Raw genomic sequence first — 22,545 nt, forward strand, 5'->3', positions numbered from 1 at the left:
TAATTAAAATCCTCGATCCATTAAATATAGTTCATGAAAGTGTTTATTGTGTTCATATAGATCTTTTGGTGATCCTTGCATTTCAATACTACCATCTTTTAGAAAAATTACTTGGTCAATTTGATTCATTGCTTGCAAGTTATGTGTAATCCAAATGATAGTTTTATTTTTTAAAACGTTAAAAACTAGATCTAGTAATGTTTTTTCAGTTAATGGATCTAATCCAGCTGTTGGCTCATCTAATAATACAATGGGTGCATTTTGCAATAAAACTCTAGCTAAGGCTAAGCGCTGTTTTTGACCACCTGAAAATCTAGCTCCAGCTTCTTGAACAGAAGTATTTAGTTTATCAGGTAATGAAGCAATTAAATCACTTAATTGAACTTCATCTAAGACTTTTAACATATCTTGTTCAGTGGATATTGGATTAGCCATTTTTAGATTTTCAAAAATTGTGGTGTTAAATAAAAATGGATTTTGATTTAATACTGAAAATAGTTTTGATCGTTGAGATTGTAATTTTTCAATATCAATGTTATTCAACTCAACTGAGCCATGATCGGGTATTAAATCACCTAAAACTAGCTGCAATATTGTTGTTTTGCCAGTACCAGATGGACCAATTAGAGCGGCTTTTTGCCCTAAATCTAAATTTAGAGAAAAGTCTTTAATAATTGGAATTGTTTCATCAGGGTAAGTAAAAGATAAATGATCAACAGTTAAATTTTTAAAATCATTTGGATCTAAATTTTCTTGGTGAGGTAAGGTGATTTTTTTATAGTGCATTTGGTTTAATCTTTTTACGGAATCACCATAAGTATTCCAATCTTCAATCCCTTGTGAAACAGGGACTATCCCATCAGTTAAAGGAAACCAAGCTAAAATAATTGCTCCAATAAAGTTAGCGGCATTTTGATTATAAGTTAGAGATTTATTGGTGAAATATAGCAAACACACAGCAACTAATCCAAAAATAAATTCCAATACAAAATCTCGTGCCCAATCAAAATGAGCAGATTTTTTTTGACTTAAAATATAATCTTTATGTACAGTTTTTGTACGGTTTTTAAAATCTTGAAAGCGACCTGAAATTTGCCAATCATTTTCACCTAATACTTGATCAGTGAGTTCAGTATATAACTTAGCTTTATCAGCTTTTTGTTTGGTTTTATGAATCCCTTCAACATTAAGTGAAATTAGGGGAACAATTACTAATTCAAATAAAATTAAAATAAAGAAAATTCCAGCTAATGGTAAACTAAACCCAGCTAAAACAAAAGTAATTATTATTCCTAATAAATCTCCTAGAATTGCTGGAAAAATAGTACGTAGATATAAGTTTTGTAGATGGCCGATATCCTCCGTTAATAAACTTAATAAAGTTCCTGTTTGATACTCTCCACCAACGGTAGAAGTGTTTGATTCAACTACATCATATAAACGCTTGCGCAAATCACTAGTCACTTTTAAGACCCAGTTATGTGATACTAAACGCTCTAAATATCTAAATAAAGGTCTTCCAATCCCAAATGCGCGCATTAAAACAATAGGCACATAAATCACCATGATGTTTGAAGGCATAGTAGCTGATTTATCAATTGTGTAGCCTGCTGTAAACATTAAAGCACTGGCACAAAAAAACATTAATAAGCCTAAAAAGATGGCTAATATAACGGAATATTTGTATTTTTTAAAGTATGGTTTGATCCATGTATCATGTTTAAATGAAAATTTGGATTCCATTATAAATCAATCTCCTTCAAAGGTGCAGTTAATTTTTGAAATTCTGTTCCTGATTTTTCTAAATCTGCAGGTGTACCTTGTTCAACAATTTTTCCATTTTTAATCACGATACAATAATCCATTTCTTTTAGCCAATGTAATCTATGCGTCGCAAATAAAACTAAATGATTGTCAAATAAAGGCAACATGGTTTTTTTCAGGTTGTATTCTGTTTCAATATCTAAATGAGCAGTTGGTTCATCTAAAAATAAAACTTTACGATCTGTAGCTAAAATCGCTCTAGCAAGTGCGATTCTTTGAGCTTGTCCACCAGAAATACCACGTCCATGCTCACCGATTTTTGTGTCTAAACCTAATTTTAAAGATGAAATGAAGTCGACAAGACCAGCTTGTTTTACGGCATCATTGATTTCTTGATTACTGGCTTCAGGTTTATAAAATTTAATATTATTTTTGATAGTATCAGCAAAAATATAAGGGTTTTGCGGAATATAAGAGAACTGGTTTTGCCAATTCTTTTGATTTAAATGAGGTAAGTTAATCCCATTTAAAATGAAATTGTCCTTTTTTAAAGTAGGTACTAAAAATCCTGAAATTAGTTGCAATAATGTAGTTTTACCAGCACCAGTAGGACCTATAATACCTACTTTTTGATAACCTTTGAGTTTTAAATTAATATTAATTAAATTATCAGCTGTTTCATCAGGATATTTAAAATTAAGATTATTTAAAACCAAAGTACTATTTTGATCCCATTTAAAATCAGACACTAGGTTTTCTTGTTTAACGGTTGGATATTGCAAAACATCAAACATTTGAGCTAAGGCATTTTTCCCATTTAAAGTTGCATGGAAGTCATTACCAAAATCTCGAACAGGTAAAAAAAATTCAGGTGATAAAACTAAGATTACTAGAGCAGGGAATAACTTAATAGATCCAGCAATTAATCCTAATCCCAAAAACATAGCAATCATGGCAATAGCTAATGTTGAGAAAAAGTCTAATGTAAATGTTGATAAAATTGCGATACGCAAGACACGCATTGTTTGTTTGCGAAAGCCTTCACTTTTATCATAAACTTCATTGCTGTATTTTTTTGAAAGGCCTAATACCTTTAATGTTGATAATCCACGCAAGGCATCAACAAAGTTGTTTTGCAAGACAATATATCCAGCATATTGCTTGTCAGCACGCTTTTGAGCAGTCAATCCTAAAATAATCAAAAACATGATAATTAAAGGAAACAATAGTAATAAAATCCAACCTGACAGCGTGTTTTGAGTAAAAATATAAATTAATATTACCCAGGGAATAATTGCCAAAGTCACTAATTTTGGAAAGATTAAAGTTAAATAATTATGTACTTCATCCATACCATCTAGCAGCATTGATACTAAATTTCCAGTACCAGTTTTAGAACTTAAAGCAATTCCCCCTTGATAAATCTTATCTAATAATTTGTCATGTAAATAAATTACGGCGCTGTTTGCAAAACGGTTCATGTACCAATTGCGAAACCATAATATTGCATGTCGCAAAACAAACATAATGAAAAATAGTGCTACATCACTAGCAATATTATTAAATGATTCACGATTCCAAGAGCCGACAATTGCACGCGCTAAATAAATAGCCTGCCCTAATATAGTAAAAGCTTGCAAGAAAGCTAATCCTGCAAGCATTACCATCATGATCGCGGCTTTTGGTATTTTAAAAAGTCTCTTATCGACCATTATTTATTCAATTCCTTTTTGTGTTAGGCCTTTATACGTTTTTTGAAAACAACATAAGACCAAATAATATAAATTAGGGCAATTGGCAATAAAATTAATGCCACAATTGTCATAATTACAAGTGTTAAGTGTGAGTTAGCAGCTTGTTTAATTAATATTGAATGAGCTGGATCTGTTGCAATTAATACTCTTGGGAATAAACCATTGAATAATAATGCAACAACACTAGCCAAAATCAATCCACTAGTAATAAAGCTCATTCCTTCTTTATCGTGTAAATTAGTTACGTGCGACCAAATTGTAAATAATACAACTAATAAAGTAATTACTAATGATGAAATTGGACGCTTTTTGAAAAAGTCAGTCTGGAAAAATAGTAATACTGCAAACACAACTTCTCCAGCATAAGCTAACCAATATAATTTACGATTAAGTTCTTTTGCCTTATCACGCAATGGGTCATCAACTTTTAAGCTAATAAAGTTAAGACCATGAATAAGACATAATAATACTCCAGCAACACCTGCAACTACAGATAATGGGTTAACTATATTATAAAAGCTTAAACTCATATTACCTTTGGCATCCATAGGAACACCTTGAATTAAGCTACCAAACATCATAGTTAAGAAAAATGGTGCTAGTAAACTTCCATAGAATAAGAAATTATCCCAAATTCTTAATTGACGTTCATTTTCGGCATTTGCAGCGAATTCAAATGAAACACCACGAATGATTAATGCAAATAAAGTCAAAAATAATAATATGTAATATCCACTAAATAAACTTGCATACCAAGCTGAAAATGATGCAAACATCGCACCACCAGCGGTAATTAACCAAACTTCATTACCATCCCAGTGTGGTCCAATAGTTCTAATTAACGCATTACGATCTGAATCGTTATGAGCTAAGAATTTAGTTGCCATACCTACACCATAGTCGAAGCCTTCAGTGAAGTAAAAAATCATGAATAATAATCCAATTAAGCAAAACCACAATAATTGGAGTGGCTCAATACCTGCAATCATCAGTATACACCTCCTGCAATAGCTTTATCGACACCTTTATTCAAAAGACGTTTGCAATAATAAATCATTACGCCACCTAAAGTAGCAAAGATCAAGAAGTATGCAATATTAGTAAACCATAATTCACCTGCAGTAGTAGATGGAGATACGGAATCAGCTATTGTAAACAGTCCATAAACAGTCCATGGGAATCGTCCTAGCTCTGTAATAAACCAACCACAAGTATTAGCTATAAATGGTAAAAATGTTGCAATTCCTAAGATATACAAAAGCCATCTTTGATTTTCGATAGTATTTTTCTTTGGTCTTGTAAAAATCAATCCCAAAATTGCTAATAATGCAAACAATGCACCAAATCCAGCCATTACTCTGAAACTATAGAATAGTGTTTTAACAGGAACATAATAATCCATTCCTTTTCCAAAGGTCTTATCATATTTTTGATGTAATTCTTTATTGATTTGATTCATTCCTTTAACAGAACCTGTTGTTGAATGATAAGTCAAAATAGTTAATACATAAGGAATAGATAATGCACCTTTATTTTTATGTTCTTTAGTATCTAAGTTGGCTACAATATCCCAAGGTGCATGCTTACCAGTAGTAGTATAAACACCTTCAGTTGCAGCAAACTTCATAGGTTGCTCTTTAACTTCAATTTGTGTTTGATAATCACCTGCACCAATTTCTGCAATTGACGCAAATAAAGCAACCCATAAAGCAATACGCATTGACTTTTTATGGAAAGCTACATCGCGCTTTTTCAAAAGTCCCCATGCAGCCATACCAATAACTGCAAATGAAGCTGTTACAATTGCCCCAATAATTACATGTGGAAATGATGCCCACAATTGTGGATTAGAGATAATTGCCCCAAAGCTAGCCATTTGTGCTTTACCATTGCGGATTACATATCCAACTGGATTTTGCATAAATGAGTTAGCTGCCAAAATCCAAACAGCACTTAGCGTAGAACCAATAGCAGTAATCCAAATTAAAGCTGCATGCAAGCCTGGTTTAAATTTATCCCAAGTAAACATCCACAATCCAATGAAAGTAGATTCCATAAAGAATGCCAATAAAGCTTCAACTGCTAGCGGAGCTCCGAAGATATCACCCATAAATCTTGAGTAATCAGACCAGTTCATCCCGAATTGGAACTCTTGGATAATACCAGTAACTACACCGACAGCAAAACTAAGCAAAAATACTTTTCCCCAGAATTGTGCCATTTTTTTGTAAATGTCTTGATGCTTTTTGACATATAATGTTTCCATGATTGCTACAACGAATCCCATTCCAATTGAGAAGGGAACGAAGAAGAAGTGGAAAACAGTGGTCATTGCAAATTGGAATCTTGCTAGATCTAACATGCTTACGCCCATTAACATTACATTCACCCTATTTCTAAAAAAATAAATAATAACAGTCGCTACATTATGATCATAGACCAATGTGTAACTGTTTTCAATACTATCCTATAATATATAAGTATGAATTTGGATTAATATAACAGTATTAATGAACATAGTTATAAAAAAAGTACTATTTTTATTGAAACAGTACTAAAAAATCATAAATTTAAATGTTATGCACAAAAAAATGTTTTTTATTCGCTTCTTAATGCAGTCGCAGCATCTTTTTTTGCTGCCATTCTAGCTGGGATATGACCACCAATCATCGTTAATATCGTGCTGATAATAATCAAAATAATTGCATGAATTGGATTAAGTTGTGCGACATTATGCAGGTTGGTTAATTTGAAAATGATGCTACTAATAGGGAAGGTTAGTATATAAGCAATTATGACACCTAAGATTCCTGAAAAAGCACCCAAGATGAAAGTCTCAGCATCAAATACACGAGTAATATCTTTTTTACGTGCACCTAAAGCTTTCAAAATACCAATTTCTTTTGTTCGCTCCAAAACAGAAGTATATGTCAAAATACCAATCATAATCATTGAAGTAATTAATGATATTGCAGCAAAAGCAACTAACACTATCGTAATGCCGCTAAGCAAACCGCCCGTTAATTCAGTTACAGTGCTCGACATGTCAGTATAGATAATCTTATTTTTATTTGATTTGCCTTTATTATATGCATCTAGATAATTTAAAACTTTATCTTTATTTTCAAAATTAGTTGGATAAATTAAAATTCCAATAGGCAGGTTAGATCCACCTAAAACTTGCAATAATTGTTGTTTTTGGCTATTAGAAATCTTTTGTCCAGTTAAGACATTTACAGAACTATTTTCTTGGGCCTTAACAATAGCTGAATTTTGATTAGCAGCGATAATTTGCTCAGGTAATTTTTCACTATAAGCAATTCCTGTACTGAGCAAAGCTTGAGCATCTTCATTTTTCGCTCTAATTACAGCAACTAAATTCAAATTGGTTTTGGCATTGTTATACATGCTTTGTGTTATAGGCTTTAAAACAAAAGTCCCATTAGGCATTTGTAAATAATAATTATTGTTGTTAACAACTTTATATTGCTTACCAATTAAGGATTTTAAGTTAACATGTTTACCATCTGTGACATTTAGGCCTAAGTTTTTTAAAGCATTGATATTAACTGTATTTTTATTATCAATTACTAAAACTAGATCAGTTGCCTTATTAGGCCAACTACCTGCAAGTAATTGGTAATTTTCTTTTAAAAATGAGCCTTTATTTTTATCTAATGCTTCTGGGAAAACACTAGAACCTATACCAATAGAACTTGCAGCTGCATTTTGCATAGAAGAAACTGAATTGTCACTAGCTACATTAGAAAACTGGATTCGTTGAACTTTACCATTAACTTCACCCAGTAAGTTCAAATTTAATGAACGTTGAAGTGAAATATTATTTGCATAGGCTGGATTTATCTTTTTTACATAATCAACATAGTTTTGTGTAATGTGATTAGTGTGGGTTGCCTTTTCTCTAGGATCAATCTGAGCCGTCAAAAAGCCTTTATTTTTAACATTTTTAGTATCATTTTGTTTTTGACGAGCTTGATTGATATTGGTGGCTGTTTGAGTAATAGCAATAGGATATTTTGCTAGAGCTTTGCCCATAGTGGTGTTGATTTGTTTTTGGAAGCCATTTGAAATAGACAAAACAATAGCAATACTGATAATACCAATACTTGAAGCAAATGCAGTCAAAATAGTACGACCTTTTTTAGTCATAATATTAGTGAAACTAAGCTTGATAGCGTTCCAATATGACATTTTAGTGCGTTTTAATTTGAAGGTATTGCTTTTTTCATCTTGATTATCAGGATTTGAATCGCTTAAAATCTTGCCATCTTGAAAATGAACAATTCGATTAGCGTATTTTTCTGCAAGTTCTGGATTGTGAGTGACCATAATAACTAAGCGATCTTTACTTAATTCTTTGATCAATTGCATAATCTGCTCACTAGTTGCGGTGTCTAAAGCCCCAGTTGGCTCATCACATAATAAAATATCTGGATCATTAGCAATCGCTCTTGCAATTGCCACTCTTTGCATTTGACCACCTGATAATTGATTTGGGTTTTTATGAATTTGATCTTTTAATCCAACTTTTGTTAAGGCGGCAATTGCTTTTTCATGACGAGTTTTACTGTTAACACCAGATAAATCCATTCCAAGTTCTACATTTGCCATGATTGAAAGGTGATAGATCAAATTATAACTTTGGAAAACAAATCCAACTGAATTGTTTCGATATGCATCCCAATCAGTTTCTTTAAAGTCCTTAGTTGATTGACCATTAATAATCAAATCACCACTATCATAACGGTCAAGTCCGCCAATAACGTTCAGTAAAGTAGTTTTTCCAGAACCACTTGGTCCTAAAATTGCTACAAATTCTTTTTTTCTAAAAGTAATTGATACATCATCCAAAGCGTGAGTTTTGGTGTTACCAACTACATAAGTTTTACGTAAATGTTCTAGTTTTAACATAAATTTTTAATCCTTACTATTTCAATATTCCAAATAATACTAAGAAACCTATTGATAAAAATAGGGCTATAAGTGCGCCAATAATGAAAAAATGACGTTTTTTGTTCATAACAAATATTGCCGCAAATTCACGCATTAAGGCATTAGGTAAATAATAAAATCTGGTTTTGGAACCAATACCATTTGCATTTAGCTTAACTTTTTTGGCTAATAATCCTGCTCTGAAGATGTGATAGTTACTGCTGAAGAATTTCACTTTAAAATTATCTTTTCCAAAATCAGCAATTGCAACCCTTTTAGAATAAAGCATATTTTGATAAGTATTAACTGACTTATTTTCTAAAATAATTGAATCTTCAGGAATCCCTTTTTCAATTGCATGATTTGCCATTGCACGAGCTTCTGATAACTGTTCATCACTTCCCTTTCCACCAGACATGATGAATTTTGGAAAATGCTTTGTTAGTTTATATTGCTTATTAGCAAACTTGATTGCACGATTAATTCTTGATGCAAGTAATGGAGTAACTTGTTTGCCATCTTTTAGTCCAGCGCCTAATACGATTAGATAGTCTTGATCATATTTATAAGGAATAAATTGGTATAATAATGAATTAATTAAATAGTTATACATTAAAGTTCCTAAATAAATAGTGATGAAAGGAATACTTGTTAACATTATTTGTAACCATTCAGGCGCACGGTGCAAGGGATCCATTAAATTCAATACCCAAATAAGCCCTAAGACTAATCCTGAAATCAAAGTCAACATATTAGGTAAGGTGTGGCTTTCATATTTCCAAGCAAAATATGCATTCCATAATAAAAAGATCCAAGAAAAGGTAACAAGCAGCAATATTATTAATACAATAGCTATAATTATAAATATAAAGATATTGCGCAATAATAAATTATGGTGTGCATCAATGAATGTAGTAATCCATATAAAAGCTAACAATAAAAATATGGTAAATAAACAACCATTGATTAATCTTCTTGGCTCTATTAACCAAGATGCCAAAAAAATAAAAAATGAAAAGATTACGACAATAGATAATACTGCAAATTTATCATGAATAGCAGGATTAGTTATAAATGTTTGAATCGTATTTAACATAATATTTTCCTTTGGTAAAAAATTGTTATCTTAATTATAATAGAAATACTACTTTTAATTCGAAAACAATGACTTAAATTTAAACATATGGAGAAAAGCTTTATGAAAATTTGGGATTATGTAAAAAATATTGCAGAAGTAATAGGTGCTTTTGCTGCATATTCAATTTTACAAATAACATATATTAGACCTAAAGAATATGTATTTAGTGCTAAGGCTTCAATATTATTGACAATATTTACAGTTTTTGTGTTTTGGATTTTGTTTATCACTTATAAATCTCAACTGGCTAAAAAAAATGAGTGGGACTTTAATGAAGAACCTCACTGGGGCGGCCGCAGAATTGGGGTGGCAATTTTGGCAGCCGTTGTTATGATAGTGGGACAGATATTGATTATGCATCTGATAGGTGGTGGAACTTCTCAGAATCAACAAGAACTAAATACTACACAAAGCCAAAGTAATCCAGTCTTTTTAGTAATGATCACTGTAGTTGCTCCATTTTGTGAAGAAGTGATTTTCCGTGGGATGTTTTTCAATATTTTCTTTACTAAAGACTCTATCTGGAACAAATGGGTTGGCATCATTTTTTGTGGCTTTTTGTTTGGGATAGTACATACCATGGGATTTACAAAATTCTTAGTAATTTATTGGTTTATGGGATGTATTTTAGCGTGGGTATATTTAACAACTAAAGACTTAAGATATTCAATGATTACTCATGCTTTAAACAATATAATAGGATTAATTTAAGAGGAAAAAATGCAAATAGCAGTTTATGTAACAGGGGGAATTGCTGCATATAAGGCAATTCAAGTAGTAAGAAACTTACAAAGGTCGGGTCATATAGTTAGAGTTGGGATGACAAAAAATGCTGAGAAATTTATTGGCTCGCAAACTTTTGCAGCACTAACTAAATATCCTGTATTAGATGACTTATGGAATCATGAAAATGAGGCAAAAATTAGTCATATTGAATTAGCTAAATGGACTCAAGCTGCCATAGTAGTGCCAGCAAGTGCCGACATGATAGCTAAATTAGCAAATGGAATTGCAGATGATAGTGTGACAACTGCGCTATTAGCTACAGCTGCGCCTAAGTTTATTGTGCCTGCAATGAATGATAATATGTGGAATGCTTTGGCAACTGTTCGTAATATAAAGACTCTAAAACAAGATGGTTATCATATCTTAGAACCAGCAGAAGGGTATTTAGCAGAAGGATATAAGGCAAAAGGCCGAATGCCTGAGCCAGATGAAATCAGTCAATGGATAGAAAATTATTTCAATAAAAATCTGAAATTAAAAGGCAAGAAAATAATTATTACTGCAGGAGCAACTATAGAGCCAATAGATCCTGTGAGATATATTAGCAATTATTCTAGTGGCAAGATGGGAGTTGCATTAGCTGAAGCTGCAAGCTTATATGGAGCACAAGTGACGCTAATTTATGGAAAAGTAAGTGTCAATTTGCCAAATGATCCTAAGATCAAGTTAGTTTCTATCAAGACAAGTCAAGAGTTATTAGAAACAGTACAAGATAATTTTAAAATGGCAGATATTTTAATTATGGCAGCAGCAGTAGCAGACTATAAAGTAGTAAATCAAGCAAAGCAAAAAATTAAAAAGCATGGTCAAAATTTGGTTTTAGAATTAACTCCTAATCCCGATATCTTAAAAACAGTTGCAACAAATAAAAAGCAAAACCAAATGGTTATTGGCTTTGCTGCAGAAACTGAAAACTTGATTGAAAATGCACAAGTAAAATTAGCTTCAAAAAATGCTGACTGGATTATTGCTAATGATGTGTCAAAAAATGTTTTTGGTTCAGACAATGATACTGTTACAATTTTACGTAAAAATAAAGTAAGTTTGCCTTTGCCGACTATGTCAAAAAAGCAAGTAGCAGAAAAAGTCATGGAATTGCTTGCTGAAAAAAGTTAAAAATAGTTGTACTAGTTTAACTCATTAATAGTCTATAATGATATACTTTTAGTTAATCATATAGCAGAGTAAAAAAGGAGTTAAAGATGAATACCAATGTATCGAAATTCACACAAGCTAATGAGTTAATGCAAACAAAAACGGCTGTTGTTTCTGTGTTGCCACTATTAATTGGTGCTGCATTTGAATATTATTATTATCATCAATTTAATTTAGGTTTGACGACAATTTTATTAATTAGTGCGGTGATGTTTCATTTTGCAATTAATTCTTATAATCAATTAACTGATTATGAAAGGTTTGAGCAATCACATAACACAGGAGTTAGTGTTAATAATATTATTCGCAACTTTCATATTCCAGTAATTGTTGCACGTGAAACAATTATTGGATTAACAATTATTTCTGCAAGCTTAGGACTTTATATAACTTTTAAGACAAATTGGTTTGTGTTAATAGTTGGATTAATTAGCTATGCGATTGGATTTTTTTATTCAGGAGGGCCATATCCAATCTTAAAAACACCATTTAGTGAGCCAATAGCTGGACTTGCAATGGGTTATAATATTACTTTACTAGCAGTTTATGTAAATATTTATGGGATGGCTAATTTTGATAGATGGTTTTGGCTGAAGACCTTGATAGTTTCGCTGCCAATTGTTTTAGTTTTAAGTAATTTGATGCTAGCTAATAATACTGCTGACTATAAAGAAGATATTGAAACTGGAAGACATACCTTAGTCTTTTATATTGGAGTTAAAAGAGCGCTGCAAATTTGGCCAGTAATTTATGCACTAGCATATATCTTCATAGTTGTAAGTGTAGTGATGAAGCTATTGCCTTGGACTGCTTTATTGACACTAGTTACAATACCTATTGTCTATAAAAATTCTATGAAGTTCATTAGACATCCTAAAAAAGAAACTACATTTTTAAATGCAATCTTTAATATTCAGATTATTTTAGTTTGTGAATTAGCTTCAATTATTTTGGGGATCATTATGAAAGTTAGATAAACAAAAACTGATGTGACAATTTGTGACACATCAGTTTTTTTGTTTGCTTTTATATTAAATCATTGGCTTGGTAAAGTTGCGTAAGAACTTTTGAGTTTTAGGATTTTCAGGATGATCGAAGATTTCATCAGGAGAGCCCTTTTCAGTGACATAACCATCTGACATAAAGACTACTTGATTAGAAATACTCTTAGCAAAAGCCATCTCATGAGTAACAATCACCATTGTTAGTCCAGTAGTGGCTAAATCTTTCATTACATCAAGTACTTCTCCAACCATTTCTGGATCAAGAGCACTAGTTGGCTCATCAAATAATAATATTTCTGGGTTCATAGAGATCGCTCTGGCAATTGCGACACGCTGTTTTTGCCCACCTGATAATTGCTTTGGCTTTGCATCTAAATATGGATCCATCCCAACTTTTTTCAAGTTATCTACTGCAATCTTATGTGCTTCTTCGCGGCTGCGGTGCAAGACAAGTTGCTGACCGATCATTACATTTGCTAACACATCTTTATTTTCAAATAAATCAAATTGTTGGAAAACCATGCCAACTTTTGAACGATATTTATTACGATTAAATCCTGGCTTCAAAATATTATTATTGTGAAATAATATTTTGCCTCCAGTTGGCTCTTCTAATAAGTTAATTGATCTTAACATAGTAGATTTACCACCACCAGAAGGTCCAATAATAGTTAGGATTTCGCCTTTATATACGTCAAAGCTAATATCACGCAACACCTTGTGGTCACCATATGATTTTTGCAAGTGATCTAGTTTTAATATTGGTTCTGAATTACTCATCTAATCCCTCCTCAGGTGTGTCTACTTGCAGCTGGTTTGCCATTAAATTATAGTTCTTAGGCCCTTCTAAGTGTCTTTCAATAACTCTGAAGATTCTGGTAATTGAGAATGTCAAAATTAGGTAAATTGCTGAAATTACTAAGTAAGTTTGGAAGAATTGGAAGGTTTGACTAGCAATAGTTGTACCTACAAAGAATAACTCTGATACAGAAATAATACTCAATACTGAAGTATCCTTAATATTTACGATAAATTCATTAGTAATTGAAGGAAGTGAATTTCTAATGGCTTGTGGCAAAATTATATGTAGCATTCTTTGAAAATGAGTCATTCCTAACGCACTTGCTGCTTCAAATTGTCCTTCAGGAGTAGAAATAATCCCCCCTCTGATAACTTCTGCTAGATACGCTCCAGTATTAATTGAAACAATGACCAATGCAGCTAGTGTTCTATTCAAATTTAAATGCCAGAATTGTGCAATACCATAGTAAATAACTGCTGCTTGAACCATCATAGGAGTTCCACGAAAGACTTCAATATATACAGATAAAATGAAGTTAATAACTTTCATAAACCATCTTTTACCAGTGGTAGTTGGAGTTGGAATAGTTCTGACAATTCCAACTAATAATCCAATGATAAATCCAATAATGGTACCAATTAAAGCTAAGAACAAGGTCATACCAACACCACTTAAAATCATGCCACCATAATTTTTCATTAATGAAGTAAACCAGTTTTGCTTTTTAGTTTGAATTTTTGGCTGTTCTTTAACAGCTTCATCCATGAACTTTTTACGTTCAGAATTAGAAATTCCTGCTAAGACTTTGTTAACTTGTCCCAATAATGGATTACCTTTTTTGATACCTACAGCAGTATCTGCGTCATCTGGATTAACATAAAATCCAGGCATTTTACTTAAATCGATTGCCTTAATATTAGGGTTAACTAATTTAAATGATTGGCCTTCTACATCTTCTGCAACATAACCATCAATTGTCCCAGCTTGCAATGATTCTCTCATAGCAGCGAAGTCTCTCATGGCAGGTTCTCTGGTAGAGCCTTTTAATTGCTTAATCAAATCATAATGAAGTGTTCCTTGTTGAGCAGTTAATTTTGCATTTTTAAAATCATCTAGTGTCTTGGCATTTGCATAACGACTATTTTTATTAACAATTACGATAAATGTTCCTTTATGGTAAGGAGTCGAAAAATCAATAGTTTTTTTACGCTCTGCAGTAGGAGACATACCAGCAATGATCATATCAATCTTGCCTGATGTTAATGCAGGCAATAATCCATCCCATTGAGTTTTAACTGCAACTACTTTACGGTGCAATTTTTGACCAATAACTTTGGCAATTTTAACATCATAACCATTTGCATATTGATGAGTACCATCAATTGGAATAGCTCCATTTGCATCAGTTGTTTGTGTCCAGTTGTATGGCGGGTAATTAGCCTCCATACCAACTTTTAATACGCCTTTGTCTGCAGCATATACATGATTAGTATGACTTGCTAGACCCAAGAACATAAATACAGCTAGTAATGCTAGCCACCAATGATTTTTTGACTTCATTTTGAAACCTCCAGTATATTTTCAAATAAAGCCAATACAATAATTGAGCAAAATAAAAGCCTCATTACATACGCAATAAGGCTAGCTTGACTTTCTTTTGGAAAAGACCAAATCATATAGCGCTCCCCAGAAAAAATCTGAGACAGTCCGCAAGATTTTTTCTTGCAGCCCAACAAAATGATGATCACGAATTCAACATTTGTTTCGGCGACAATCCTTACGGCTACATTCATAACGTTCGTGGCGCTCTGTAGCTGTCGTGAGTTGTCGCAACCTCTATTGCATTGGATATTATTAACATGGTTTATACGATAATGCAGATAGGAGTTAATGTCAAGAAATAATTATGGAGTAAGCTAAGATTTATTGTTAGAATCCATCCTGTTTTTCTTTACAAATTTTTCCAATCGTGCTTCATTGCATGAAAATTTTATTCGGACTAAAGTAGCTGGTGACAAAAGAAATTGTGAGGGACAAAATATCATGTCAAAATTAGAAGTAAAAGATCTGCATGTTGAAATTGATCATAAAGAAATTTTAAAGGGGGTTAATCTTACTTTAAAAACAGGTGAAATTCACGCAATTATGGGACCTAATGGAACAGGAAAGTCAACTCTATCTGAATCAATTATGGGTAATCCTGCATATAAAGTCACCAAAGGGCAAGTATTACTTGATGGAGTTAATATCTTAGATAAAACAGTTGATGAAAGAGCTAGAATGGGATTGTTTTTAGCAATGCAATATCCTGCGGAAATCCCAGGGATCACTAACGCAGAATTTATTAGAGGAGCATTAAATGCTAGAAGAGCAGAGAATGATCCAATCTCAATTCGCAAATTCTGGCCAAAACTAGAAGAAATGATGGATTATTTAGACATGAAAGAAGATATGGCTGATCGTTATTTGAATGAGGGCTTTTCTGGTGGTGAAAAAAAGCGAAATGAAATTTTGCAGCTGTTAATGATTGAACCTAAATTTGCAATCCTAGATGAAATTGACTCAGGGCTTGATATTGATGCGCTAAAGGTCGTTTCTAAAGGAGTTAATAGAATGCGTAGTCAAAATTTTGGTGCATTAATCATCACTCACTACCAAAGATTGCTTAATTATATTGTCCCAGATGTAGTGCATGTCATGATGGGTGGTAAAGTTGTGACTCAAGGAGGACCTGACTTAGCAAAAAGGCTAGAAGATGAAGGATATGCTGGCTTGCGTGATGAATTGGGATTAGATATTGAACTAACTGATGAAGATGCATAACGAGGATAATTTCATGAATAAAACTGAAGACATTAAGCAATATGCTGAAACAATAGGTGAACCTTCATGGTTTACTAATATGCGAATAAACGCCTATCAACAATTAGCTAATTTAAAAATGCCTGTCTTTCAAAAAATTAACTATAGTTCATGGTCAATTCATCCTACAAAACCATTCGCAGCTAGCTCAGTAAACAATTACCAAAATGATCCAAGCTATGACATTATTCAAGTTAATTCAGAAATCAAAAAAATTGAAGTTCCTAAAAATTTGCAAGATCAAGGTGTAATTGTCTGCACACTGCAGCAAGCTATCAAGCAATACCCTGAATTAATCAAGCAATACTTGATGAAACTAGCAATTAAAGCTGATGAAAATTATTTAACTGCAGAACATTTAGTAAATTTAAATAGTGGTTTAGTAATTTATGTCCCCAAAAATATCAAAATTAAAAAAGCAATATCTGTTTTATTTGAACAAACTCAGCCAGATTATGTACATCATTTATTGCTGGTGGCAGATAAAAATAGTGAGGTAAATTATTTAGAAAGTATTATTAGTAATGATAATGGACAAGTCGCTAATATTATTTCCGAGGTAATAGCACTAGAAAATAGTCGTGTGAAATATTCAAGCATTGACCAATTAAGTAAAACTACTACTGCATATTTGAATAGAAGAGGATATTTAGCAAAAGATGCCAGGATTGATTGGTCATTGGGGATGATGAGTGATGGCAATATTGTAGGTGATTTTGATTCTGAATTAGTTGGTGCAGGATCACATGCAGAATTAAAGGTCATCGCAATATCTAGTGGCAAACAAATGCAAGGAATAGACACTAGAGTGACTAACTATGGGATTGGTTCAATTGGACATATTTTACAACATGGGGTAATCTTGCAAGAATCTAGTCTGATCTTCAATGGAATTGGACATATTATGAAAGGTGCCAAAAGAAGTGATGCTCAACAAGAAAGTAGAGTGTTGATGTTATCAAGCAAAGCTCGAGGAGATGCTAATCCAATTTTATTAATTGATGATAATGATGTTAATGCAGGACATGCTGCAAGTGTAGGTAGAATTGATCAAGAACAATTGTATTATCTAATGAGTCGAGGAATCCCTGAAATAATCGCCAAAAGATTAGTTATTAGAGGATTTTTAGGACCTGTATTAACTGCAATTCCAGAAAAAAAGCTAAGGCAAAAACTAGTTCAAGTTATTGAAGATAAGTTAATTGAGGCACAATAAATGTATCGTGATGATTTTCCTTTATTACAAATTAAAGAAAATGGTGAGCCAATTGTATATTTAGATAATGCTGCAACTAGCCAAAAGCCGTATCAAGTAATCAACACTATTAGTGACTATTATAGATTAGACAATGCTAATATCCACCGTGGGGTTTATGAATTATCTGAAAGAGCAACTGAAAAATATGAACAAGTAAGAAATAAAGTAGCTAAATTAATTAATGTTAAAGCTTGCGAAATAGTTTTCACTCGCAGCACTACAGAAAGTATTAATTGGATTGCTAGAAGTTATGGACAGCATTTAAAGCCAGGTGATGAAATTGTAATCTCATATGCAGAACACCATAGTAATTTAGTGCCTTGGCAAAATCTAGCACAATTAACTGGAGCTAAATTAAAATACATTAAGTTAAATGATGCAGGACAAGTTGATCTGTCTGATGCCAAAAAAGTAATCGCAGATCAAACAAAAATTGTTTCAATTGCACATGTCACTAATGTTTTAGGTAGTATTAATCCAATAAAATCTTTAGCGCAACTCGCGCATAAACACCATAGCGTTATAGCAATCGATGGTGCACAAGCAGTAGGTCATATGCCAGTAGATATTCAAGATTTAGATGTTGATTATTATGCATTTTCTGCGCATAAGATGTTAGGACCAACAGGAGTTGGAGTGTTATGGAGTCGTTATAAGTTATTAGAAAAAATGCCACCAATTCAATTTGGAGGTGAGATGATTGAAGAAGTATCTCTGCAATCATCAACTTATAAAATGCCTCCATTAAAATTTGAAGCAGGCACACAAAACATAGCTGGAGTAATTGGCTTTGGCAGTGCAATTGATTATTTAAATAAAGTGGGGTTATCTAATATTGCTGCAATTGAACATGAATTGATTTCTTATCTAATTAATGAACTACAAAAACTGCCCTATGTAACAATTTATGGCACTAAACATGAAACTGGGATAGTGTCTTTCAATTTAAAAAACATTCATCCACATGACGTTGCTACGGCTCTTGATATGCAAGGGGTATGCGTTAGAGCAGGACATCATTGCGCGCAAGTGATGATGTCACAATTAAAAGTTAGTGCAACGCTAAGAGTGAGTGTGTATTTTTATAATACTAAACAAGATATTGATCGCTTAATTAATGCGATCAAAGCAACTGAGGAGTACTTTAATGGGACTTGCAAAATTAGATAATTTATATAGACAAATTATTTTAGAATATGCACAAATGCCACATCATTATGGACAATTATCAAAAGCCACTGCTGCAGTTGAATTACATAATCCAACTTGTGGGGACGTGTTAATAGTCCAAGCAAATATAAAAAACAATGAAATTGTAGATGTCGCATTTACAGGTCATGGTTGCACAATATCTAAGGCTTCTGCTTCGATGATGACAGATTTAGTTATTGGCAAAAATATCCAAGAGGTTTCAGATGATGTTTTATTATTTTCTGATATGGTTATGGGAAAAATAAATGCAGATAGTGATTTAGAAAAAAAGCTAGGTGATGCAACAGTGTTTTCAAATCTAAAAAAATTCCCTGCAAGAATAAAATGCGCAACTCTAGCTTGGAAAGCAATCTATCAGTTAATTGAAAGAAGTGAAAATAATGACTAGTAAAATACCTACTATAGGTGAATATCAATATGGTTTTAAAGATGATATCACGCCAGTGTTGACAACTGGTGAGGGATTAAATGAGGATGTTATTAGGCAAATATCTAAAGCTAAAAATGAGCCAAAATGGATGCTTGATTTTCGACTAAAGGCTTATAAAACTTACTTAAAAGCTCCAATGCCTAATTTTGGACCTGATTTAAACAAGATTGATTTTAAGCATATTAATTATTTCAGACGTGACACTGACTTTGTGGCGCGTGATTGGAGTGAAGTGCCAGATAAGATTAAAGAAACCTTTGATAGATTAGGTGTGCCTCAAGCAGAGCGTAAATATCTAGCAGGATCATCTGCACAATATGAATCAGAAGTTGTCTATCATAATATGAGGAAGAATTTTGAAAAGATGGGTATTATCTTTATGTCAACAGACCAAGCATTGCAAGAATACCCAGATTTAGTAAAGAAGTATTTTGGTAAATTAATTCCACCAGAGGATAATAAAATGGCTGCTCTTAATTCTGCTGTATGGTCTGGTGGAACCTTTATTTATGTGCCAAAGGGTGTAAAAGTTGATACTCCAATCCAAAGTTATTTCAGAATAAATGCAGGAAATTCTGGGCAGTTTGAAAGGACATTGATTATTGCAGATGAAGGTTCAAGTGTTAATTATGTGGAGGGATGTACTGCACCTAATTATTCAAGAGATAGTGTTCATGCTGCAGTAGTTGAAGTGAATGTCTTAAAAGATGCATATTGTCGCTATACCACAATTCAAAACTGGTCAGATAATGTATATAGCTTAGAAACTAAGCGCGCCCAAGCTTTGGAAAATGCAACTATGGAGTGGGTTGATGGTAATTTAGGATCAAAAGTTACTATGAAATACCCTAGTGTTTATCTAAATGGTGAACATGCTAAAGGAACTATGCTGTCAATTGCCTTTGCTGGAGCTACTTCAACAGGTGAAGGTGTTGATTCAGATACTGGTGCTAGAATGATCCATAATGCAAAAAACACCTCTTCAACAATTGTATCTAAGTCAATTTGCAAAGATGGAGGGAGAGTAGATTATAGAGGACATGTACGTTTTGGTCGCCATAGTGATGGATCAAAAGCTCATGTGGAATGTGACACAATTATTATTGATGAAAAGTCATCAAGTGACACTATCCCTTATAATGAAATCTTGAATGGTAATGTATCAATGGAGCATGAAGCTAGAGTATCTAAGATATCAGAAGATCAACTATATTATTTGATGAGTCGTGGGATATCTTATCAAAAGGCAACTGAGATGATAATTATGGGTTTTGTGGATCCATTTACTAAAGAACTACCTATGGAATATGCAGTGGAACTGAATAGGTTGATTAATTATCAGATGGAAGGCTCTATTGGGTAAAATTGGCTACTATATGATAAAAATCAAAATTACAACTTTCCAAATGGTAAATAGTCTTTCTTGATTTCAATTTTTGCACTATCATCATTTGATAAGCTCATAATATGTATAAACTTTTCTTTGAACTCACCTTCACTAATATTAGTTTTGCATACCCATTTAGATCCATCTTTAATGATCCATGTTCCTAAATCATTTAACTTATTTGTAAATTCAAGATCATTTGATATATGTTTCATATTTACTACATATGCTTGAGGATAAATACTTTTTAAAGTTGGAACGCCTTCAATACTTTTCTTAATTTTTGATGACATAATATAAATACCTATTTGACAGTTTTTGAAATGAAAAAGTCCTACTATCATATGCTATATCAACGATAATAGGACTTTTATTTTGCTTAAAAAACTTGGTATATAGCCTTCTCCCTTAATTTCAGCCACATTCATATTTCGCAAGGTTTCTTGTAATTGCTTATTAGTTGTATGTATGGGTAATTTACTTTTTAGCAGTCGCCAAATTAATAAAGCTATAAAGCAAGTTAGAAAATGTGCTTTAATACGATCTTCTCTTTGTAAGTAAACTGGTCGAGCTTTGAAGTCTGTTTTTAATGTTCTAAAACATCCTATCTTTGTTTATTGATCGCAATTAGTTCTTCAGCAGTTGCCTCTAAATTAGTACATACTCCATAAAATCCATCATATTTTTGTTCTTCTTTAATAACTGATTGATCAATTATGTATTATGTTTTAGTTGCTTTTTCACCTTCAATAGTAAAATGTTTTTCTTTGATAAATCTTACTGGATCATTTGGCTTTTTATGTTTCAAACTACTAGTGTGATCTAGCTTTTCAAAGGCATGTTCAATTTGACCTTTTCTAATATGCCGTTGATAACGTAAATGTTTAGGCGAAAATGTCACAAATAGATATTGTTCTAAATCATTTTCATGAATTGGAATTTTTTATAATAAATATGATTATTAGTTTTTAAATTAATTTGGTTCAAAGAATAAATTCTTGAGCTACCAGTTCTTCTCCAACCAGCCCAAGCTTTTTGATTAGCAGATAGTTTCTTAATTGACTGAGTAGTCACAAAATGACGACCAAATCTATCATTAAATTTGCGGTTACTATTAGAAGAAAGCCCTGCGTCAGTACAAACAACAACTTCAGATAGTTTAAAGTCTTTTAAAATCTTTTTCTCTAGTGGGTTTAAACTAGGTTGTTCATTTTTATTTTCATCAAACAATGAAAAAGCTAAGGGAATTCCAGATCCATCCATGAATAAGCCCATTTGAATAATTGGATTAGGACGATGTTCTTTAGAGACCCCCTAGCGTTTTATACCGTCTTCTTGTTCAATAATTTCAAAGCATATTTCATTTAATTTCAACTCATAGTAAATATGTTGTAGAAACAAATAACCAATGTTTAGTTGATTTGGTTTATTTCGTTCAATCAATTTATTGGTGTTATATTGTTTAATTACCAATACATTTCCATTTTTTCTTTTTGTGTTAAAATTTCAGCTTGTTTTTTAGCCCAAACTAAAGGATCTGAGAATTCAGGATGCGCTTTGGCAATATCCTCACGATTTCCTAAAGCTTTAACAATTTTAGTAGTTCTTTTTCCAGCTTTAGTTTTGAAATCTTTGATAATTGAATAAGAGACAGAATTTTTGCTTTTAGACGCTTTAACTCGCATAACCATGCACCTCCAGGTAGAATATCATTTATTTATATTTTACCCGAAGATAAAAATAGTACGCAAAAATAAGCCAAAATTTGACAAGGAAAGTCAGTAGTGGCAATGGATAGAGAGATTTAAAAGGCTAAAAACTGTCAAACTCCCGAAAAGAACAAGAGCTATGGAATAAGGTTAGATCATTTAATCAGTTGGGTAATAGCCTGTGGGGAGCAAGGATATGAATATAATTATTTAGACAGATTTTATATGTCTTTTTTTATATACTTGATAAAATTTTCACAAAAAGTTGAACCGCTTTTATAAATATGTGTTATGATTTAAATATAACAATAAATATAATTAATAAATATAT

The 22,545-nt window shown here is 32.3% G+C and carries 20 protein-coding genes and 1 riboswitch; of the genes, 8 read left to right on the forward strand and 12 right to left on the reverse strand.

The annotated features are described in order from the left end of the window. Window positions 1-3: 3 nt before the first annotated feature. From cydC to AC38BG_RS02210, 6 genes are all read right to left on the reverse strand, one after another. Window positions 4-1,746: a thiol reductant ABC exporter subunit CydC gene (gene cydC / locus AC38BG_RS02185; RefSeq protein ID WP_489937828.1), complete on the reverse strand. Its 1,743-nt coding sequence runs from the start codon at window positions 1,744-1,746 to the stop codon at window positions 4-6. After that, window positions 1,743-3,476: a thiol reductant ABC exporter subunit CydD gene (gene cydD / locus AC38BG_RS02190; protein WP_489937533.1), complete on the reverse strand. Its 1,734-nt coding sequence runs from the start codon at window positions 3,474-3,476 to the stop codon at window positions 1,743-1,745. The genes cydC and cydD overlap by 4 nt, the downstream gene beginning before the upstream one ends. 23 nt (window positions 3,477-3,499) lie before the next feature. Next, complete coding sequence (gene cydB / locus AC38BG_RS02195) at window positions 3,500-4,507, reverse strand: cytochrome d ubiquinol oxidase subunit II (protein ID WP_489937534.1); 1,008 nt, start codon at window positions 4,505-4,507, stop codon at window positions 3,500-3,502. Beyond that, complete coding sequence (locus AC38BG_RS02200) at window positions 4,507-5,898, reverse strand: cytochrome ubiquinol oxidase subunit I (protein WP_489937535.1); 1,392 nt, start codon at window positions 5,896-5,898, stop codon at window positions 4,507-4,509. The genes cydB and AC38BG_RS02200 overlap by 1 nt, the downstream gene beginning before the upstream one ends. A gap of 218 nt (window positions 5,899-6,116) precedes the next feature. After that, window positions 6,117-8,450 carry an ABC transporter ATP-binding protein/permease gene (locus AC38BG_RS02205; protein ID WP_489937536.1) on the reverse strand — a complete coding sequence of 778 codons (2,334 nt, stop codon included), beginning with the start codon at window positions 8,448-8,450 and terminating at the stop codon, window positions 6,117-6,119. A gap of 16 nt (window positions 8,451-8,466) precedes the next feature. Further along, the gene (locus AC38BG_RS02210) at window positions 8,467-9,567 is read right to left on the reverse strand and encodes a YdcF family protein (RefSeq protein WP_489937537.1); all 1,101 of its coding nucleotides are present in this window, start codon (window positions 9,565-9,567) and stop codon (window positions 8,467-8,469) included. A gap of 102 nt (window positions 9,568-9,669) precedes the next feature. Between AC38BG_RS02210 and AC38BG_RS02215 the strand changes: the two genes are divergently transcribed. From AC38BG_RS02215 to AC38BG_RS02225, 3 genes are all read left to right on the forward strand, one after another. Beyond that, window positions 9,670-10,320, forward strand: a complete 651-nt coding sequence (locus AC38BG_RS02215; protein WP_489937538.1) for a CPBP family intramembrane glutamic endopeptidase — start codon at window positions 9,670-9,672, stop codon at window positions 10,318-10,320. Window positions 10,321-10,329: 9 nt separating this feature from the next. Continuing rightward, window positions 10,330-11,511, forward strand: a complete 1,182-nt coding sequence (gene coaBC / locus AC38BG_RS02220; protein WP_489937539.1) for a bifunctional phosphopantothenoylcysteine decarboxylase/phosphopantothenate--cysteine ligase CoaBC — start codon at window positions 10,330-10,332, stop codon at window positions 11,509-11,511. Window positions 11,512-11,597: 86 nt separating this feature from the next. Then, window positions 11,598-12,527 (forward strand): prenyltransferase, encoded by a 930-nt coding sequence (locus tag AC38BG_RS02225; RefSeq protein WP_489937540.1) that lies wholly within the window; start codon window positions 11,598-11,600, stop codon window positions 12,525-12,527. 54 nt (window positions 12,528-12,581) lie between these two features. Here AC38BG_RS02225 and AC38BG_RS02230 read toward each other — a convergent pair whose 3' ends face one another. Then, the gene (locus AC38BG_RS02230) at window positions 12,582-13,334 is read right to left on the reverse strand and encodes an amino acid ABC transporter ATP-binding protein (RefSeq protein WP_489937541.1); all 753 of its coding nucleotides are present in this window, start codon (window positions 13,332-13,334) and stop codon (window positions 12,582-12,584) included. Further along, window positions 13,327-14,916: an ABC transporter substrate-binding protein/permease gene (locus tag AC38BG_RS02235; protein WP_489937542.1), complete on the reverse strand. Its 1,590-nt coding sequence runs from the start codon at window positions 14,914-14,916 to the stop codon at window positions 13,327-13,329. Before AC38BG_RS02235 ends, AC38BG_RS02230 begins: the two co-directional genes overlap by 8 nt. Before the next feature lie 109 nt (window positions 14,917-15,025). Then, a riboswitch (Lysine riboswitch) is annotated at window positions 15,026-15,203 on the reverse strand. Between the two features lie 196 nt (window positions 15,204-15,399). On the opposite strand from AC38BG_RS02235, the gene sufC reads away from it, so the two are divergent. From sufC to sufB, 5 genes are read left to right on the forward strand one after another with little or no spacing between them, the layout of a single operon-like run. After that, a complete protein-coding gene (sufC, locus tag AC38BG_RS02240) occupies window positions 15,400-16,179 on the forward strand; it encodes a Fe-S cluster assembly ATPase SufC (RefSeq protein ID WP_489937543.1) in 780 nt (259 codons plus the stop codon). 13 nt (window positions 16,180-16,192) lie between these two features. After that, the gene (gene sufD / locus AC38BG_RS02245) at window positions 16,193-17,434 is read left to right on the forward strand and encodes a Fe-S cluster assembly protein SufD (protein WP_489937544.1); all 1,242 of its coding nucleotides are present in this window, start codon (window positions 16,193-16,195) and stop codon (window positions 17,432-17,434) included. Continuing rightward, window positions 17,435-18,646 carry a cysteine desulfurase gene (locus AC38BG_RS02250; RefSeq protein ID WP_489937545.1) on the forward strand — a complete coding sequence of 404 codons (1,212 nt, stop codon included), beginning with the start codon at window positions 17,435-17,437 and terminating at the stop codon, window positions 18,644-18,646. After that, complete coding sequence (gene sufU, locus AC38BG_RS02255; RefSeq protein WP_489937546.1) at window positions 18,624-19,076, forward strand: Fe-S cluster assembly sulfur transfer protein SufU; 453 nt, start codon at window positions 18,624-18,626, stop codon at window positions 19,074-19,076. The genes AC38BG_RS02250 and sufU overlap by 23 nt, the downstream gene beginning before the upstream one ends. Then, window positions 19,069-20,481, forward strand: a complete 1,413-nt coding sequence (gene sufB, locus AC38BG_RS02260) for a Fe-S cluster assembly protein SufB (RefSeq protein ID WP_489937547.1) — start codon at window positions 19,069-19,071, stop codon at window positions 20,479-20,481. The genes sufU and sufB overlap by 8 nt, the downstream gene beginning before the upstream one ends. Before the next feature lie 29 nt (window positions 20,482-20,510). Here sufB and AC38BG_RS02265 read toward each other — a convergent pair whose 3' ends face one another. From AC38BG_RS02265 to AC38BG_RS02280, 4 genes are all read right to left on the reverse strand, one after another. Next, window positions 20,511-20,798 carry a DUF3884 family protein gene (locus AC38BG_RS02265; RefSeq protein ID WP_489937548.1) on the reverse strand — a complete coding sequence of 96 codons (288 nt, stop codon included), beginning with the start codon at window positions 20,796-20,798 and terminating at the stop codon, window positions 20,511-20,513. Window positions 20,799-21,226: 428 nt separating this feature from the next. Continuing rightward, window positions 21,227-21,406: a hypothetical protein gene (locus AC38BG_RS02270; RefSeq protein WP_489937549.1), complete on the reverse strand. Its 180-nt coding sequence runs from the start codon at window positions 21,404-21,406 to the stop codon at window positions 21,227-21,229. 14 nt (window positions 21,407-21,420) lie between these two features. After that, the gene (locus tag AC38BG_RS02275) at window positions 21,421-21,768 is read right to left on the reverse strand and encodes a hypothetical protein (protein ID WP_489937550.1); all 348 of its coding nucleotides are present in this window, start codon (window positions 21,766-21,768) and stop codon (window positions 21,421-21,423) included. A gap of 203 nt (window positions 21,769-21,971) precedes the next feature. Further along, window positions 21,972-22,190, reverse strand: a complete 219-nt coding sequence (locus tag AC38BG_RS02280) for a hypothetical protein (protein WP_489937551.1) — start codon at window positions 22,188-22,190, stop codon at window positions 21,972-21,974. Window positions 22,191-22,545: the final 355 nt, after the last annotated feature.

This window comes from Lactobacillus sp. M44 (genome assembly GCF_058130005.1).

Coding starts and splice junctions, on each gene's coding strand:
- cydD (WP_489937533.1), bottom strand. CDS start 3,476: ATGGTCGATAAGAGACTTTTTAAAATACCAAAAGCCGCGATCATGATG.
- cydB (WP_489937534.1), bottom strand. CDS start 4,507: ATGATTGCAGGTATTGAGCCACTCCAATTATTGTGGTTTTGCTTAATT.
- AC38BG_RS02200 (WP_489937535.1), bottom strand. CDS start 5,898: ATGTTAATGGGCGTAAGCATGTTAGATCTAGCAAGATTCCAATTTGCA.
- AC38BG_RS02205 (WP_489937536.1), bottom strand. CDS start 8,450: ATGTTAAAACTAGAACATTTACGTAAAACTTATGTAGTTGGTAACACC.
- AC38BG_RS02210 (WP_489937537.1), bottom strand. CDS start 9,567: ATGTTAAATACGATTCAAACATTTATAACTAATCCTGCTATTCATGAT.
- AC38BG_RS02215 (WP_489937538.1), top strand. CDS start 9,670: ATGAAAATTTGGGATTATGTAAAAAATATTGCAGAAGTAATAGGTGCT.
- coaBC (WP_489937539.1), top strand. CDS start 10,330: ATGCAAATAGCAGTTTATGTAACAGGGGGAATTGCTGCATATAAGGCA.
- AC38BG_RS02225 (WP_489937540.1), top strand. CDS start 11,598: ATGAATACCAATGTATCGAAATTCACACAAGCTAATGAGTTAATGCAA.
- AC38BG_RS02230 (WP_489937541.1), bottom strand. CDS start 13,334: ATGAGTAATTCAGAACCAATATTAAAACTAGATCACTTGCAAAAATCA.
- AC38BG_RS02235 (WP_489937542.1), bottom strand. CDS start 14,916: ATGAAGTCAAAAAATCATTGGTGGCTAGCATTACTAGCTGTATTTATG.
- sufC (WP_489937543.1), top strand. CDS start 15,400: ATGTCAAAATTAGAAGTAAAAGATCTGCATGTTGAAATTGATCATAAA.
- sufD (WP_489937544.1), top strand. CDS start 16,193: ATGAATAAAACTGAAGACATTAAGCAATATGCTGAAACAATAGGTGAA.
- AC38BG_RS02250 (WP_489937545.1), top strand. CDS start 17,435: ATGTATCGTGATGATTTTCCTTTATTACAAATTAAAGAAAATGGTGAG.
- sufU (WP_489937546.1), top strand. CDS start 18,624: ATGGGACTTGCAAAATTAGATAATTTATATAGACAAATTATTTTAGAA.
- sufB (WP_489937547.1), top strand. CDS start 19,069: ATGACTAGTAAAATACCTACTATAGGTGAATATCAATATGGTTTTAAA.
- AC38BG_RS02265 (WP_489937548.1), bottom strand. CDS start 20,798: ATGTCATCAAAAATTAAGAAAAGTATTGAAGGCGTTCCAACTTTAAAA.
- AC38BG_RS02275 (WP_489937550.1), bottom strand. CDS start 21,768: ATGGATGGATCTGGAATTCCCTTAGCTTTTTCATTGTTTGATGAAAAT.
- AC38BG_RS02280 (WP_489937551.1), bottom strand. CDS start 22,190: ATGCGAGTTAAAGCGTCTAAAAGCAAAAATTCTGTCTCTTATTCAATT.